At 70.7% G+C, this 15,253-nt stretch carries 17 protein-coding genes and 1 riboswitch; of the genes, 12 read left to right on the top strand and 5 right to left on the bottom strand.

The features are described 5' to 3' along the window. Positions 1-32 precede the first annotated feature (32 nt). Both AB0B82_RS04795 and AB0B82_RS04790 read left to right on the top strand, forming a co-directional pair. Positions 33-791: a hypothetical protein gene (locus tag AB0B82_RS04795; RefSeq protein ID WP_360162522.1), complete on the top strand. Its 759-nt coding sequence runs from the start codon at positions 33-35 to the stop codon at positions 789-791. Continuing rightward, a complete protein-coding gene (locus tag AB0B82_RS04790) occupies positions 791-2,401 on the top strand; it encodes a DNA polymerase Y family protein (RefSeq protein ID WP_360162520.1) in 1,611 nt (536 codons plus the stop codon). Before AB0B82_RS04795 ends, AB0B82_RS04790 begins: the two co-directional genes overlap by 1 nt. A 1-nt stretch (position 2,402) precedes the next feature. On the opposite strand, the gene AB0B82_RS04785 is transcribed toward AB0B82_RS04790, so the two are convergent. The 3 genes from AB0B82_RS04785 to AB0B82_RS04775 all read right to left on the bottom strand — a co-directional run bounded on the left by AB0B82_RS04785 (position 2,403) and on the right by AB0B82_RS04775 (position 6,639). Further along, positions 2,403-3,026 (bottom strand): GNAT family N-acetyltransferase, encoded by a 624-nt coding sequence (locus tag AB0B82_RS04785; RefSeq protein WP_360162518.1) that lies wholly within the window; start codon positions 3,024-3,026, stop codon positions 2,403-2,405. An 89-nt stretch (positions 3,027-3,115) separates the two neighbouring features. After that, positions 3,116-4,423 carry a glycosyltransferase gene (locus AB0B82_RS04780; protein ID WP_360162516.1) on the bottom strand — a complete coding sequence of 436 codons (1,308 nt, stop codon included), beginning with the start codon at positions 4,421-4,423 and terminating at the stop codon, positions 3,116-3,118. Then, positions 4,420-6,639, bottom strand: a complete 2,220-nt coding sequence (locus AB0B82_RS04775; RefSeq protein ID WP_360162514.1) for a glycoside hydrolase domain-containing protein — start codon at positions 6,637-6,639, stop codon at positions 4,420-4,422. Before AB0B82_RS04775 ends, AB0B82_RS04780 begins: the two co-directional genes overlap by 4 nt. Before the next feature lie 148 nt (positions 6,640-6,787). On the opposite strand from AB0B82_RS04775, the gene AB0B82_RS04770 reads away from it, so the two are divergent. Further along, on the top strand, positions 6,788-7,561 hold the full coding sequence (locus AB0B82_RS04770) for a class I SAM-dependent methyltransferase (RefSeq protein WP_360162512.1): 774 nt from the start codon (positions 6,788-6,790) through the stop codon (positions 7,559-7,561). On the opposite strand, the gene AB0B82_RS04765 is transcribed toward AB0B82_RS04770, so the two are convergent. Together AB0B82_RS04765 and AB0B82_RS04760 are read right to left on the bottom strand one after the other, a co-directional pair. Next, complete coding sequence (locus AB0B82_RS04765; protein WP_360162510.1) at positions 7,527-8,735, bottom strand: sigma-70 family RNA polymerase sigma factor; 1,209 nt, start codon at positions 8,733-8,735, stop codon at positions 7,527-7,529. The two genes, AB0B82_RS04770 and AB0B82_RS04765, sit on opposite strands and share 35 nt — an antisense overlap. After that, entirely contained in the window at positions 8,732-9,100 is a 369-nt protein-coding gene (locus AB0B82_RS04760; protein WP_360162508.1) for a YciI family protein, read from the bottom strand. The genes AB0B82_RS04765 and AB0B82_RS04760 overlap by 4 nt, the downstream gene beginning before the upstream one ends. Positions 9,101-9,316: 216 nt before the next feature. Between AB0B82_RS04760 and AB0B82_RS04755 the strand changes: the two genes are divergently transcribed. The 9 genes from AB0B82_RS04755 to AB0B82_RS04715 all read left to right on the top strand — a co-directional run bounded on the left by AB0B82_RS04755 (position 9,317) and on the right by AB0B82_RS04715 (position 15,051). Continuing rightward, positions 9,317-9,913, top strand: a complete 597-nt coding sequence (locus AB0B82_RS04755; RefSeq protein WP_360162506.1) for a CDP-alcohol phosphatidyltransferase family protein — start codon at positions 9,317-9,319, stop codon at positions 9,911-9,913. Next, positions 9,910-10,764: a DUF881 domain-containing protein gene (locus tag AB0B82_RS04750; RefSeq protein ID WP_360162504.1), complete on the top strand. Its 855-nt coding sequence runs from the start codon at positions 9,910-9,912 to the stop codon at positions 10,762-10,764. Before AB0B82_RS04755 ends, AB0B82_RS04750 begins: the two co-directional genes overlap by 4 nt. After that, positions 10,761-11,093, top strand: coding sequence for a small basic family protein (locus AB0B82_RS04745; RefSeq protein WP_130379362.1), 333 nt, complete (start codon positions 10,761-10,763; stop codon positions 11,091-11,093). Before AB0B82_RS04750 ends, AB0B82_RS04745 begins: the two co-directional genes overlap by 4 nt. 2 nt (positions 11,094-11,095) lie before the next feature. Further along, positions 11,096-11,899, top strand: coding sequence for a DUF881 domain-containing protein (locus AB0B82_RS04740; RefSeq protein WP_360162501.1), 804 nt, complete (start codon positions 11,096-11,098; stop codon positions 11,897-11,899). A gap of 40 nt (positions 11,900-11,939) precedes the next feature. Next, complete coding sequence (gene gcvH / locus AB0B82_RS04735; protein ID WP_360162499.1) at positions 11,940-12,323, top strand: glycine cleavage system protein GcvH; 384 nt, start codon at positions 11,940-11,942, stop codon at positions 12,321-12,323. A gap of 130 nt (positions 12,324-12,453) precedes the next feature. After that, a complete protein-coding gene (locus AB0B82_RS04730; RefSeq protein ID WP_360162497.1) occupies positions 12,454-12,996 on the top strand; it encodes an FHA domain-containing protein in 543 nt (180 codons plus the stop codon). Then, positions 12,983-13,678: a MerR family transcriptional regulator gene (locus tag AB0B82_RS04725; RefSeq protein WP_360162495.1), complete on the top strand. Its 696-nt coding sequence runs from the start codon at positions 12,983-12,985 to the stop codon at positions 13,676-13,678. Before AB0B82_RS04730 ends, AB0B82_RS04725 begins: the two co-directional genes overlap by 14 nt. Positions 13,679-13,712: 34 nt before the next feature. Then, entirely contained in the window at positions 13,713-14,207 is a 495-nt protein-coding gene (locus AB0B82_RS04720; protein ID WP_360162493.1) for a bifunctional nuclease family protein, read from the top strand. Between the two features lie 274 nt (positions 14,208-14,481). Then, positions 14,482-15,051 carry a MerR family transcriptional regulator gene (locus AB0B82_RS04715; protein WP_360162644.1) on the top strand — a complete coding sequence of 190 codons (570 nt, stop codon included), beginning with the start codon at positions 14,482-14,484 and terminating at the stop codon, positions 15,049-15,051. A 60-nt stretch (positions 15,052-15,111) separates the two neighbouring features. Continuing rightward, positions 15,112-15,201: riboswitch (glycine riboswitch) on the top strand. Positions 15,202-15,253: the final 52 nt, after the last annotated feature.

Here is a 15,253-nt window from a genome sequence, read left to right as displayed (position 1 = left end):
ACTTGTTCGAACAGGTGTTCGAACATGGGAGTATGACGGGGAGCGAGACGGAAGGTCGAGTGGCGGCGCTCGATCATGCCCGGCTGCTTCTCGCGCGGGCCACGGCTCAGAAGAAGGCCCAAAAGGGGCATTCGGCGGCCCGGGTGCAGCAGGCGCTGGACACGGCCGGGGTGTCCAGGGAGTTGCCGACCCATCCGGCGGTGGGTGAGTTGCTCGGCGGGGCGAGCCTGCGCGGTGGCTCGGTGTATTCGGTGCGGGGCAGCGCCGCGTTGGTGATGGCGCTGATGGCGGGGCCGTCCACGGAGGGCGCCTGGTGCGGTGTGGTGGGCGTGCCGTCGTTCGGAGCGGAGGCTGCGCGCGGGCTCGGGGTGGATCTGGAGCGGCTGGTGCTCGTCCCGGATCCGGGGCCGGAGTGGCTGAGCGTCGTCGCCGCGCTGGTCGACGCGCTGACCGTGGTCGTCGTCCGTCCCCCGGGTGACGTGACGTCGGGGGAGGCGTCCCGGCTCGCCGCGCGACTGCGGACCCGCGGCGCGATGCTGATCGCGTACGGGTCCTGGCCGGGCAGCGAGGCCCGGTTCGAGATCGAGAGCAACGCCTGGACCGGATTCGGCGACGGCGAGGGTCTGCTCACCGCCCGCCGGGCGACCGTGGCGGTGACCGGTCGGCGCGCCGCCGTCCGTGCCCGCCACGACCTCTGGCTGCCCGGTCCCGACGGCGCGATCCGGTCTGCCGAGCCGGCCGAGCTCGTCCGCCCGGAGGAGTGGCCGGACCGGATCGAGGCGGTGGGCTAGTGGCCGGCCTCACGCGGACGATGGTGATCTGGGTGCCGGACTGGCCGGTGGCTGCGGCCGCCGCGGCGACCGGGCTGTCACCGGACGAGCCGATCGCCGTCCTGGAGAAGGGCAAGGTGCTCGCCACCTCTGCCGCCGCCCGGGCCGAGGGGGTACGGCGCGGTCAGCGCGCGCGGGACGCGCAGTCGCGGTGCCCGGAGCTGGTCGTGCTGAAGTACGACCCGGTGATCGACGCGCGGGCGTACGATCCGGTGGTCTCGTGCCTGGAGGCGATCACCCCGGGCGTGCAGGTGATCCGGCCGGGGATGTGCGCGTTGAAGGCGCGCGGTCCGGCCCGGTTCTACGGCGGTGAGGAGGCCGCCGCGGCGAAGCTGCTCGACCGCCTGGAGACGTACGACGTGCCCGGCAGCCGGATCGGGATCGCCGACGGCCCGTTCGCCGCGGAGCAGGCAGCCCGGACGAGTTCACCGCGGACCCGGATGCACGTGGTGCCGCCGGGCGGTTCGCCGGAATTCCTCGCGCCGCTGCGGATCGACGTCCTCGAGCAGCCGGAGCTCACGGATCTGCTGCGCCGGCTGGGACTGCGGTCGCTGGGCGCGTTCGCGCGGCTGCCCGCGACCGAGGTGCTGACCCGGTTCGGCCCGGGCGGCGCTTTCGCGCATCGGCTCGCCCGGGGGTACGACGACCGGCCCGTGACCGGCCGGGAGGTTCCGCCGGAGCTGACCCGCACTCTCGATTTCGAGCCGTCGGTGGACCGCGTCGACCAGGTCGCGTTCGCGGTCCGGGCGGTCGCCGACGAGTTGATCGTCCGGCTGACCGAGCTCGGTCTGGTGTGTACGACGCTGCGGGTCGAGGTCGGCACCGAGTCCGGGCGGATCCATGAGCGGGAGTGGCTGCATCCGCGCTGGTTCACCGCGGCCGACGTGGTGGACCGGGTGCGCTGGCAGCTGCAGGGGAGCGGGACGGCGACCAGTGAGCTGATGTCACCGGTCGTCCGGGTGCGGCTGATCCCCGACCAGGTGGATCCGGTCGGCGCGCATGCGGATGGCTTGTGGGGCGGCGGTCCGGACGAGCGGATCCACCGGGCGCTGTCCCGGGTGCAGAGCATGCTCGGTCACGGGGCGGTCGTGTCGGTGGTGGTCGGCGGTGGACGTGGCGTCGCGGAGCGGCAGACGCTGATCCCGTGGGGCGACCCGCCGGTGCCCGCCCGCCCTCCGGACCAGCCGTGGCCCGGGGCGATCACCGGCACCGCGCGCTGGCCGGTCCTGGCGCCGACCACGATCTTCCCCGAGCCGATCCCCGCGAAGGTGTTCGCCGCGGACGGCTCCCTGGTCTCGGTCACCGCCCGCGGTGACCTGAGCGGTGTGCCCGCCGCGTTCTCCCTGCTGCCCGTCGGCACCACCACCCGCGGTCCGGGCGTCCAGGTTGCCGACAGCAACAAGCTGTACCCGATCACCGGCTGGGCCGGCCCCTGGCTCACCGCCGAGCGCTGGTGGGACCCGGCCACCGAGAATCGCCAGGCCCGCTTCCAGTTCCAGACCGCCGACACCCGCGCCTGGCTCTTCGCTCTCAGCCGCACCACCTGGCAGGCCCAGGCCACCTATGACTGAGCTACTCGAAGTCGACGCGCATCACCGTGCGCCGGAGGGTGGGGTGGCTGACCTGGCGGAAGCCTGCCTCGTCGAAGGCCTGGTGCGGGCCGACGTGGAGTTCGCCCCAGGTGACGGTCTTCCCGGGCTGGGTGAGCATCGGGTACGCCTCGAGGGCGCGGGCCCCACGGGAGCGGGCGTGCGGGATCGTGGCGCGCGCCAGGTGATAGGTGAGACCGCGGCCACGGAAGCCCTTGCGGACCAGCAGACACGTGACCGCCCAGACGCTGTCGTCGTCCTTGTCCTCGTGGCGATCGGCCCACGGGATCCGCGACGTCCGCAGCTTCGGGTACGCCGTCCTCGGCTCGACCGCCGCCCACCCAGCCGGCTCACCGTCGACGTAGGCCACCACCCCTGCCGTCGCCCGCGCATCCGGCGTACCGCATGCGGTCTGCTCCTGGAGCCGGGTGGTCCGCTCGTCCAGGGTCGAGTCACGCCAGATCCACCCGCGGACCTTGAAACGCTGACATTGGCACTGTCCCGCGTCCGCCGTACCGAGGATCGCCTGCAGGTCTTCCCACGGCGCCTCGTTCGCCGGGACCACGTGCACCTGAGCGTCCTCGATGAGTGCCGCTGCGTTCTTCATGGGTCGCAGGCTAATCCCGGTTCCGGACGACATCCTTCCGGATGCAGAAATTCCGTGCCGCAGAACCCTGCTGTGCACAGGACCAGAGCTCAGGCGGCCGGTACGGCGGCACGCTCGACCCGAGCGAAGAGCCGATCGAACACGGCGACCCGGTCGAACTGCAACGCGTACGCCCGCGCGTCCTGCTCGGCCATGGCACGCTGCTCGGGCGTCCAGTCGCAGACGACGTCGTCCAGTACGGCGCGCAGCGCGGCCGGGTCGTGCTGCGGCACGAGCAGTGCCGTGTCGCCGACCGCTTCGGGGACGCCGCCGGTCGCGCAGGTGATGACCGGTCCGCCGCCGGCCAGCGCCTTCTCCACCAGCGCGATCCCGAAGGTCTCCACGAATTGTGCCTCCTCGCGGGTCGGTAGCACGAACGCCGCGCTCCCGGCCATCAGCGCGGGCTTCTCGGCGTCGTCCACGTCGGTCAGCACCGGCACCCGCTCGCCCAGCCCGGCGGCTGCCACCCGCGCGACGACCTCGTCCTCCTGCGGGCCGCGCCCGGCCAGCACCAGTTGCACACGCTCGGCCGACCGCGATCCGGCGTACGCGTCGATCAGGTCGTCGATCCCTTTCGCCGAAGCGATCCGGGACAGGAACAGCACGTACCCGTCCCGCGAAAGGCCGCGCCGGGTCAGCGTCGCGCCGATCGCGTCGTCGGTGAGCGACAGGTACGGCCAGGAGTCGACGGCCGGGTAGGAGATGGCGATCCGTTCGGCGCACTGCCGCGCGAACGTCGTACCGTGCAGGCTGTCGAGTGTCGCCGCCGAGGCCACGATCAGATCCTTGGTGTACTGCGACACCGCGACGCAGTGGTCGGCCGCCAGGTAGCCGGACAGGAGCTGCGCGGCCGCCCCGAACCGGCCGGTGCGCACACAGTCGCGGACCACATTGGTGATGTCCGAGCCCACCGCCTCGGCCACGGTGACGACCTGCGGGGACCCGATCCGGCGTGCCACCTGGACGGCTTCCTGGACGGCAAGTGCGTGCGGGCTCAGGTACAGCGACATCGCCACCGTCGGTACGCCGTCGAGGAACAGCTCGACCAGCCGCCCGACGAGCCCTGCCAGGTACCGTCCGTCCGGCACCCGGTAGTCGCCGACCGGATCGGGCCGCTCCACCGTGATGCCAGGGCTGTACGGCAGCACGCGATCGAGTGGCTTCAGCGGCAACCGCGCCGCCTCCAGCGCGTCCAGCGGCCAGGTCACGATCCGTACGTCGTCGAACCCGCGGGTGAGCGCGACCTCTGCCAGGCACCGCGCCTCACCGGAATGCCCGCAGATCACCGGATCGGCCCGCACCACGAGGACCAGCCGGCGGCCGGGCGTGGACGGGACGGGTGTCTCGTCGACGGTCATACGTCACCTCCGGTGGTGTGCAGCGGGTCGGATGTGGACGGTGGCCTGATCCGGGTGCCCCAGCCGGAGGGCCGGGGGCCGAGTTCGACGTGCAGGGTGCGGAGCTGCCGCAGTTCGCGCCCGGAGATCCAGGGGCGTTCGAGGGTCCTGCCGTTCGCGGCGATCGACTGGACGTAGTTGACCGGTCCGCCGGCCTCGACCGGCTCGAATCCCGACGTACTGATCGACAGTTCGCCGTCAGGCAGTCGGAGCGTGGACTCCGCCACGGCCGGCGCACTGACCAGGAACAGGTTCTGCCCGGCCACCGGGAACAGCCCGAGCGTCGCCCACACGTACCACGCGGAGAGCCCGCCGGAGTCGTCGTTCCCCGGCAGCCCGCCCCGGCCGGTGCCGAACTGGTTGGCGACCGCGGCGTGCACCACCTCGGCGGTCCGGTCCGGCCGTCCGGCGTAGTGGTAGGCCCACGGCGCCTCGTAGTCGGGTTCGTTGTTCAGCCCTTCGAACCGGCGCAGGTCGTACCCGGCGTCCATCTCGGCCACCGTCGGTGCCACGCCCGGCTGGGTGACCGGTACGGCGTCGTACCCGAAGAACCGGTCGAGCAGCCGGACGAACGCCGTGTCGCCGCCGGCCAGGGCAATCCGGGCGCGCATGTCGTGGAGCAGCCGGAAGGAGTAGTTCCACCGGCCGCCCTCGTAGAACGTGGAGTCGTGCAGCAGACCCGTGCCCGGGTCGTACGCCGCGCGCCAGCCCTGCGCGAGGTCGCGCATCTGCCGGGCCAGCGGCAGGTCGTTGACCTTCTGGGCGATCGCCGCGGTGCAGTGGTAGGCATACGCCAGGTCGAGGGTGTGGCTGATCGGGTGCGCCACGCCGTGCACCAGGTAGTCCTCGCCGTACGTCCGGCGCAGGTCCATCTCCAGGTGCACCATCGCCCAGTCCCAGTCGATCCCGGGCAGATCCAGCTGGCACAGGTCGGCCAGGAAGGTGTGCGCGAGCGCGCTGCCCTGCCGGGAGAACCGGTCGGCGCCCTTGGCCATCCGGTAGCCGATCGGCAGGTTGCCCTCCTGCTCGCAGATCGACAGCATCGCGCCGGCCAGCGCGATCGATCGCTGCGGGAACAGCGTGGTCATCAGCGGCAGCTGGGTGCGGTAGATGTCCCACATCGTGCAGATGTCGAACGCGTACGGGCCGTCGGTGGTCCACGACGGGCTCTCGTCCGGGGCGAAGCACGGCTTGATCAGCGAGTGGTACAGCGCGGTGCCGAAGACGGTCGCCTGGTCGTTCGACCCGGTCCTGATCGCCACCTTGCCGAGGTGATCGCGCCAGGTGGCCGCCGTACGGTCGCAGCGGCCGGCGAAGGCGGTGCCGGTCCGGCCGACGTCGGTGTGCAGGTTGTCGCGGGCCGACGCACAGCCGCGCAGGGAGAACCCGAGCCGGACCTCCACGGTCTGCTCGGCGCGCGCCGGTCCGATGAAGATCAGCCCGAACGGCCGCAGCGTGGTCGGCCGGATGTAGTCGAAGTCGAGGCGGGTGCCGCCGGGCATCAGGCGCCGGTCGTACCACAGCAGCTGCCGCCAGCCGGGAGCGTCGACCTCCAGATGTACGGCCAGCGGCACACCCTCGACGTGGATCTCGCCCTGGGCGACGCCTGGCTCCAGCATCGCCAGGTGCGCCTTCAACGGCACGGTCCGGCTGTGCGGGATGGCCAGGCCGCCGGTCGAGGCGTCGACGACGATCCGGGCGGCGTCGTGCGCGGGGAAGGTGTACCGGTGGACGGCGGACTTCGGTCCGACCGTGAGTTCGCAGCGCACTCCGGAGCTGAGCGTCGCGGCGTAGTAGCCGGGCTCGGCGACCTCGTCGAGCAGACCCCACGTGGTGCCCAGGTCGTCCAGCGGGCCGAGCATCGGCGTGACCCGGAAGTAGTTGTAGTACTTGCGGATCGCGCCGGTGCCGGACTGCTGGAAGTGGGTGAACCCGGACGCGACGGGGCGGTCGTACAACAGGCCGGGCACGCCCTCGGTGTTGAAGTCGTAGAGCCCGTAGCCGGTCGGGTAGGCCCCGGAGTACGGGCAGGCCGAGACCATCCCGAACGGGTGTACGGCGCCGGGGTGGGTGTTGCCGACCTGCGGCTTCGGCCACCACCAGGTCGCGGCCAGGCCCTTGGGTGCGGGCAGGTCGGTGGCGCCGGTCCCGATGAACGGGTCGACGTGCTCGTACATCGGCCTCACCGCCTTCAGCGCGGCTGACGTGGACCCTCACCGTAGGCAGCGTGTGTTTCAGCTGTGTGATCGGACGCGACGCGCAGGTTACGTCGGCCCGCAGCAGAATGTGGTGTCCGGACCGCGCGCCCCCTCTAGGCTCCGAGACATGACTGAGCTCGCGGCGACGTTCCAGCAGGAGGCAGTGGCGCAGGCCTATCAGCATCGGCCGCCGTACCCGGACGAGGTCTTCGACCGGCTCCGGCAGCTGATCACCGACGAGCCGCGCCGGGTGCTCGACATCGGTGCGGGTGAGGGCGCGATCGCCCGGCCGCTCGCGCCGTCGGTCGATCAGGTCGACGCGGTCGACTTCTCGGCGGCGATGGTGGCGGCCGGGAAGCAGCGGCCCGGCGGCGATCGTCCGAACCTCCGCTGGCAGGTCAGCGCGATCGAGACCGCCGACCTCGACGGGCCGTACGCACTCGTCACGGCCGGGGCGAGCATCCACTGGATGCCGTGGGAGGAGACGTTCGCGCGGATCGTGCCACACCTGACGCCGAATGCCCAGCTCGTCGTCGTGGAGCACGGGCCGGTGGACATGCCGTGGTGGGGCGGCGTGGTCGAGGCGATCCAGCGGCATTCGCGGAAGCAGGACCACGACCCGAAGTACCGCGTCGTCGAAGCGATCCGCGAGCGCGGCCTGCTCGACCTGACCGCTACGGCGCGAACCGCACCGGTCACCTACCGCCAGAAGGTCGCCGACTACGTCGAGCAGTTCCACTCGACCTCGAGCCTCGCCCGCGACCTGATGACGGCCGACGAGGCCGCCGATTTCGATGCCCGGGTCGAGGACGCCGTCCGTCCGTACGCCGTCGACGGGTTCCTGCAGCTGACGATCGAAGCCGAACTCAGCTGGGGCCGCCCTGGAAGACTCGCAAACTAGCGGCGCGCGACTGCAGATAACGCTGCTCGGGAACGCTCTCGGTCAGCCGGGCCGCGCGTTCGTACTCTTGGCGCGCGCCGACAGCATCGCCGGACAGTTCGAGCAGGTGCGCACGAACGGCCGCCAGCCGATGGTGCTCGCGCAGCGCCGGATCCACATCCGCCAGCAACGCCAACCCGGCCGCCGGCCCGTGCACCATCGCGACGGCGACGATCCGGTTCAGCGTCACCATCGGCCCCGGTGCGACCGACTCGAGCAGTTCGTACAGCATGAGGATCTCGCGCCAGTCGGTCGCGTCCGCGGTGGCTGCCGCGTCGTGGACGGCGGCGATCGCGGCCTGCAGTTGGTACGGACCGACAGGCGCCGAGCGCAACGCCGCCTCGATCAGCGCGGTGCCCTCGGCGATCGCGGCCGCGTCCCACAGCGAACGGTCCTGCTCCGGCAACGGCACCAGGGCGCCGTCGTCCATCGTCCGTGCCGGCCGTCGCGCATCCGTCAGCAGCATCAACGCGAGCAGCCCGGCCACCTCACCATCCGCCGGCAGCGCTGCATGCAGTTGCCGGGTCAGCCGGATCGCCTCCGCGCTCAGCTCCTCCCGGTGTAGCGACGGACCGGACGATGCGGTGTACCCCTCGTTGAAGACGAGATACAGCACATGCAGTACGGCGGCCAGGCGCGCAGACTGCTCCGCGGCAGGCGGCAACGCGAACTCCGCGCCCCGTAGCTTCGCCTTCGCCCTGCTGATCCGCTGCCCGATCGTTGCCTCCGGCACCAAGAACGCGCGGGCGATCTCCGCGGTCGTCAGCCCGCCGACCGCGCGCAACGTCAGCGCGACCTGTGACTGCGGCGTCAGCTCCGGATGACAACACAGCATCAGCAACGTCAGCGAGTCGTCCTCGCCGGACGCCGGCTCCGGGGGAGTCCACGAGGCCACGGTCTCCTCACGCTGCGCGCGGGCCGCATTCCGCCGCAGTACCTCGATCAGCCGCCGCGACGCGACCGTGACGAGCCAGCCGCGCGGATTCGCCGGCACGCCGTCGGCCGGCCACTGCAGGTACGCCGCGAGCAGTGCCTCCTGTACGGCGTCCTCGCAGGCGTCGAAGTCGCCGTACCGGCGGACCAGCACCCCGAGCACCCGCGGAGCCTGCTCCCGGAGGAGTTCCTCGTAAGTCACATGAACGCGCCGAGGTCGCGGATCGGGCGGACCTCCACGACACTGAACGGCGCCTCCGGGATCTGCGTGGAGATCTCCACCGCACGGTCCATCGAGTCGCATTCCAGCAGATAGAAGCCGGCCAGCTGTTCCTTCACCTCGGCGAACGGTCCGTCCGTCGTCAGCGCCGTACCGTCCCGGACCAGCACCTGCTTGGTGAGCTCCGGGGCGTCCAGCGACTCGGACGCGATCAGTTCCCCGCGCGCGGCCAGCGCCTCGTGCAGCGCGGCGTACCCCGCCATGCCTTCCTTCTTCTGCTCGTCGCTGAGCGAGTCCCACACGGCCCGTGACTCCGGGTTGCCGTAGATCAGTACGAGGAACCTCATCTGCCCAGCGTAAGCAGCCCGCAGAGTCACCGGTCGATATCGATCGGATCACTGCTTCGTCGCAGGCGTAGCGGGCGGGGGATGGCTGCGTTCTCGTAACAGGATCCGGCCGATCGGGAAGGTCGGGGCCTGCCCCGGTACGGCCGGGCGCAAACCTGTCGACGCGCCCCAGTACAGTTACGACGGGTGTCCAGGGTGGAAAGAGGGAGGGGTCGCGTGCCGGACTTGGAAGTGTCCGACCGGGTGTGGACGATCCCGAACGCGCTCAGCTTCCTCAGGTTGCTGGGAGTGCCGCTTTTCCTGTGGCTCGTGCTCGGTCCCCAGGAGGACGGCTGGGCGCTGCTGGTGCTCGCCGTCTCGGGCTTCACCGATTGGGCAGACGGCCAGATCGCCCGGCGGATGAACCAGACGACCCGCCTCGGCCAGATGCTCGACCCGGTCGCCGACCGGCTGTACATCTTCGCCACGGTCCTCGGCCTGGCGTTGCGGGACATCATCCCGTGGTGGCTGGCGATCGCGCTGCCGTTGCGCGACCTGTTGCTCACCCTCACGCTGCCGGCTCTGCACCGGCGCGGCTTCAACGCGCTGCCGGTGCACTTCCTCGGCAAGTCCGCGACCTTCTGCTTGCTGTACGCGTTCCCGCTGCTGCTGCTCGGTGACGGCGACAGCACCCTCAACCTGCTCGCCCGCGTGTTCGGGTGGGCGTTCGCGATCTGGGGTACCGGTCTGTACTACTGGGCCGGCGCGCTGTACTTCGCCCAACTACGGCACCTGGTCCAGACGGTGAAACCGATCAAGGATTCGGCAGGGTGACCCAGCAAGCTCCTCAGCAGCCGTCTCAGCAGCCACCTCCACGGCGCGTCGACGCCTCGATGTCCCTGCTGAACAACCTGATGGCGCACCCGATCGACGAGGGGTACGCGGCCGCGGCGCGGACCCGGTCGACCTCCGGCGGCAAGCAGACCCGGTCCCGGCACCGGATCATGATGGTGGTGGCCGCCGCGGTGCTCGGCTTCCTGCTCGCCGTGGCCGCCGTGCAGAACTATCGCAGCGCCCCCGAGGCGGAGAAGCAGCGCAAGGAGCTGATCGCCCGCATCAACACCGCGGACGGCCGGCTGAACGACCTGCGCAACAACCAGTCGCGGCTCGCCGACGAGGTACGGCGGTTGCAGGCCAGCGGACTGAGCAGCGACAGCGCCGGTGCCGCCCTGCAGCAGAAGGTCGACGACCTGGAGCTGCAGACCGGGGCGATCGCGGTCACCGGCCCGGGGCTCAAGGTGGTGATTGACGACGCCAAGGACGCCGACGCCAAGGAAGGCCGGTTGCTCGACGTCGATCTGCAGCAGCTCGTCAACGGTCTGTGGACAGCCGGCGCGGAGGCGGTCTCGGTGAACGGCCGCCGGATCACCTCGCTGACCGCGATCCGCGGCGCGGGCAGTGCGATCACCGTCGACTACAGTTCGCTGACTCCGCCGTACACGGTGCTGGCGATCGGGGACACCGCGACCATGCCCGCCCGGTTCGCGCAGAGTTCCGGCGGGCAGTGGGTGCAGTACCTGGTGAGCAACTTCGGTGTCCGGATGACGATCACGACGGAGGATTCCTTGCTGGTGCCGGCCGATGCGACCATCGCGTTGCGCTACGCGAAGGTGCGAACGAGATGATCGCCGTACTCGGACTGGTGATCGGGGTCGTCGTCGGTCTGCTGGTCGCGCCCGACGTCCCGGACTGGGCGCAGCCGTACCTGCCGATCGCCGTGGTCGCCGCGCTGGACGCGGTGTTCGGTGCGCTGCGGGCGTTCCTGGACGGGATCTTCGACGACAAGGTGTTCGTTGTCTCGTTCGTGTCCAACGTCCTGATCGCGGCGCTGATCGTCTACCTGGGCGACCAGCTCGGGGTCGGGTCGCAGCTGTCCACCGGTGTGGTCGTCGTGCTCGGCATCCGCATCTTCACCAACATGGCCGCCATCCGGCGGCACATCTTCCGGGCCTGATCATGAGCGACGAGAAAACCCCACAACCGGCCGATCCGCCGGAGCGCCCGACGCCGATGCCGAACAAGCGCGTGCCGAACCCGGCGCTGCGCCGGCTGAAGGCCGGGTTCAAGCCGTCCCGCGGGCAGGCGATCGTCGCGGTCGTGCTCGCGTTGGTCGCCTGCGTCGCGGTCGTCCAGGTGCGGGTGAACCGAGCCGACGACGGCTACCAGAATGCCCGCCGCGAAGACCTGATCGCGATTCTCGACGGCCTCGGGCAGAACACCCGGCGACTGGAGAGCGAGATCGCCGACCTGGAGGAGCGGAAGAACTCGCTGTCCTCGAGCGCGGACAAGGCGCAGACCGCCCGCGAGCAGGCCGAGGCCCAGGTCCGCACACTCGGCATCCTGGCCGGCACGCTGCCCGCGCAGGGACCGGGGGTCCGGATCACGCTGAACGACCCGCAGGGCAAGATGACCTCGGGCAACCTGCTCGACGCGATCGAGGAGCTGCGCGACGCCGGCGCCGAGGCGATCCAGATCAACGGATCGGTCCGGGTGGTGGCCAGCACCGACTTCACCGACGACGCCCCGGGGATCCGGATCGACGGTCAGAAGGTGGTCTCGCCGTACGTGATCGAGGCGATCGGGGAGTCCCACAACCTGGCCGAGGCGGCCAACTTCCCGGGTGGTCTGGTCAGTGAGGTGACCGGTCCGCAGGTGGGCGGAACCGCCGAGGTCACCGAGCTGGAGACGGTCGCGATCACCGCCTTGCACGCTCCGGAAGAGCATCGTTACGCTCGCCCGGCGCCCAGCCCGACCAAGTAAGCCCCCCGTAGAGCTGTCCTTGAGCGAAAGAGGAACGAAGGTGTACCCCGAAGACCTGAAGTACACGGCCGAGCACGAGTGGGTGAAGGCCGGCGAGGACGGCCCGGTGCGGGTCGGTATCACCGACTTCGCGCAGGACCAGCTCGGTGACATCGTGTACGTGCAGCTCCCCGAGGTCGGCAGTACGGTCCGGGCCGGCGACGCCTGCGGCGAGCTGGAGTCGACCAAGAGCGTGAGCGACCTGTTCGCCCCGGTGAACGGCACCGTGACCGCCGTCAACGAGGCGCTCGCCGACCAGCCCGACCTGGTCAACAGCGACCCGTACGGCGAGGGCTGGTTGCTCGACATCGACGTGGAGGACGCCGACGAGGTGTCCGCGCTGATGGACGCCGAGGCGTACCAGGCCCAGCTCGACCAGGGCTGACCGCCGGCTGATAGCGTTACCGGCCTCAACCGCTGGTCGAGGGTTGAGGCCCTTGGCCACACTGTCAACACTGTCAACACGGGGTCTATCGAGACGTCGCCGGACCGCCGGCGAGCGGGAGGATCACAGTATGCCGTTCTGCAACCAGTGCGGGCACGAGAACTCCGAGGGCAGCCGGTTCTGCTCGCAGTGCGGAGCGATGCTGCCTGGCGCGGACCGCCCGGCGGCAGCCCCGGCGACCCCTCAGACGCCACCGACGCCCGGTGTCACCGACACCGCGATGCTCACCCCGATCGGGGCCGAGCCGGAGCCGGAGCAGACCGGTGAGCCGCTGTCGGCCGACGACGCCGCGGCGGTCGGCGCGCTGCCGGCCGGATCCGCCCTGCTGATCGTCCAGCGCGGGCCGAACGCGGGCAGCCGGTTCCTGCTCGACGTGGACGTGGTGACCGCCGGCCGGCACCCGGACAGCGACATTTTCCTGGACGACGTGACCGTGTCGCGCCGGCACGCGGAGTTCCGCCGCGACGCGCACGGCGTCAAGGTCCGCGACGTCGGTAGCCTGAACGGTACGTACGTGAACCGGGACCGGATCGACGAGGTGCAGCTGACCAACGGCGACGAGGTCCAGATCGGCAAGTACCGGCTGGTGTACTACGCCAGTGGCCAAGCCTGACCCCAGCGCCGACGCACCGGCGGGCGGCCGCGGCATCGGCGAGGTGCTGAAGCTGCTGCAGGACGAGTTCGCCGATGTCACGATCTCCAAGATCCGGTTCCTGGAGGCCGAGGGCCTGGTCTCGCCGGCCCGGACGCCGTCCGGTTACCGCAAGTTCAGCGCCGCCGATGTCGAGCGGCTGCGGTACGTGCTGGCGGCCCAGCGCGACCGGTACCTGCCGTTGAAGGTGATCAAGGAACACCTCGACGCGATCGACCGTGGCCTGCGGCCCTCCGCCGCGGGCCCGCCGGTCGCGCCGAGTACGCCGCAAACCCCCGGGCAGCCGGTCGCTGAGGACTTCGGCGCCGCCGCCACCGAGCTGCGGCTGACCCGCGAGGAACTCCGTACGGCGGCGGACGTGTCGCCCGAGCTGCTCGACGAGTTGGAGGGGCACGGTCTGGTCGTGGCCACTGGCAAGCATTATTCGGGCGATGCGATCGTGATCGCCCAGGTCGCCGCCGAGCTGGCGTCGTACGGCATCGAGCCGCGGCACCTGCGTGCCTTCCGGACCGCGGCGGATCGCGAGGTCGGCCTGATCGAGCAGGTCACCGGCCCGCGCCGGACCGAACAGACCGCCGAGCTGGCCGCGCTGACCGTCCGGCTGCACACCGCGCTGGTGCGGTCCAGGCTGCCGCGCCCGTAACCGCTCCACCTTCCGCGCGGAGTAGGCTGAAGACGTGCGCGAAGTCGACGTGGTCGGAGTCCGGGTGGAGATGCCCTCGAGTCAGCCGATCGTGCTGCTCAAGGAGGTCGGCGGGGAGCGGTATCTGCCGATCTGGATCGGCGCTGCCGAGGCGAGTGCGATCGCGTTCGCCCAGCAGGGCATGGAGCCGCCCCGGCCACTGACCCACGACCTGTTCGCGGAGACCATCCGGGTGCTCGGGCACACCCTCAGCCAGGTCCGGATCGTGAACCTGAACGACGGTGTGTTCGAGGCGATCCTGGTGTTCGACGACAAGACCGAGATCTCGGCGCGCCCGTCGGACTCGATCGCGATCGCGCTGCGCACCGGTACGCCGGTGTTCTGCGCCGACGAGATCCTCGCCGAGGCCGGTATCCCGGTCCCGGAGAGCGAGACGAACAGCACGGACGAGGTGCAGGAGGAAGAGGAGGTCGAGCGGTTCCGGGAGTTCCTCGACCAGGTGACTCCCGAGGACTTCGACAAGAGCTGACCTTCCCGGCGCGCCGCGTCGGGTGGCCGGCACAAGTGCGGCTAGGTAACGATTCGTACGGCGGTCGCGACACGCTCGCGGCTCGGTGCGGTTGTCGTTGACCCGCCTCGGGCGGCGGCTTACCGTGAAGGAGTCGTGGGGTGCTGTCACTCCACGCAGATGACTCGTTTCGGTCGGTATCGTTCCAGTCGGTATCCAGGGAGGCTCAGGCGTGACACGCACCGGGGACACGGATCTGACGGCGCAGTCGACGTCCGACGCGCACGCAGAGGCTGTGGCAGCCGCTACCGCCACTGCCGGCGTCCAGGGTCTGCTGTTCGACGACGACCTGCGGCCGATGCCGGAGGACGTCGGTTTCCGGGGGCCGACGGCGTGCGCTGCCGCCGGGATCACCTACCGCCAGCTCGACTACTGGGCCCGCACCGGCCTGGTCTCACCGTCGGTGCGTCCCGCGACCGGCTCCGGCACCCAGCGGTTGTACGGGTTCCGTGACGTTCTGTTGCTGAAGGTGATCAAGCGGCTGCTCGACGCCGGGATCTCGCTGCAGCAGATCCGGACCGCGATCGCGCACCTGAGCAAGCGCGGGTTCGACGACCTGACCCAGATCACGCTGATGAGCGACGGCGCCTCGGTGTACATGTGCACCTCGCCGGACGAGGTCATCGATCTGCTGGCCGGCGGCCAGGGCGTTTTCGGCATCGCGCTCGGCGGTGTCTGGCGTGAGGTCGAGGGTTCGCTGTCCGAGCTGCCGACCGAGCGCGCCGACGGTCACGACGACGAGGACGCCGACCCGCACGCGAACGACGAGCTCGCCGCCCGTCGCCGCGCCCGGATGACCGGCTGACCTGCCGGGCACCTGCAGGCACAGCTCCGGCTTCGTTGCTGGTAGCCTCGTGACAGCCGTTCACAGCACTCGGGAGAGACCCGTGTCATCGGGCGCCGAAGGGGCAATTCCTCCCCGGAACCTCTCAGGCCCAGGGACCGAGTGTCGCAGGCGACTCTGAAGCGTGCAGGGTGCGTGACAGAGGGGGAGGCCACCGGCAGCA

The sequence above is a fragment of the Kribbella sp. NPDC048915 genome, assembly GCF_040649595.1.
Taxonomy (GTDB): Bacteria; Actinomycetota; Actinomycetes; order Propionibacteriales; family Kribbellaceae; genus Kribbella.
The sequence above is the reverse complement of the archived record's forward strand: the minus strand, read 5'-3'. Positions and strand labels throughout refer to the sequence as shown.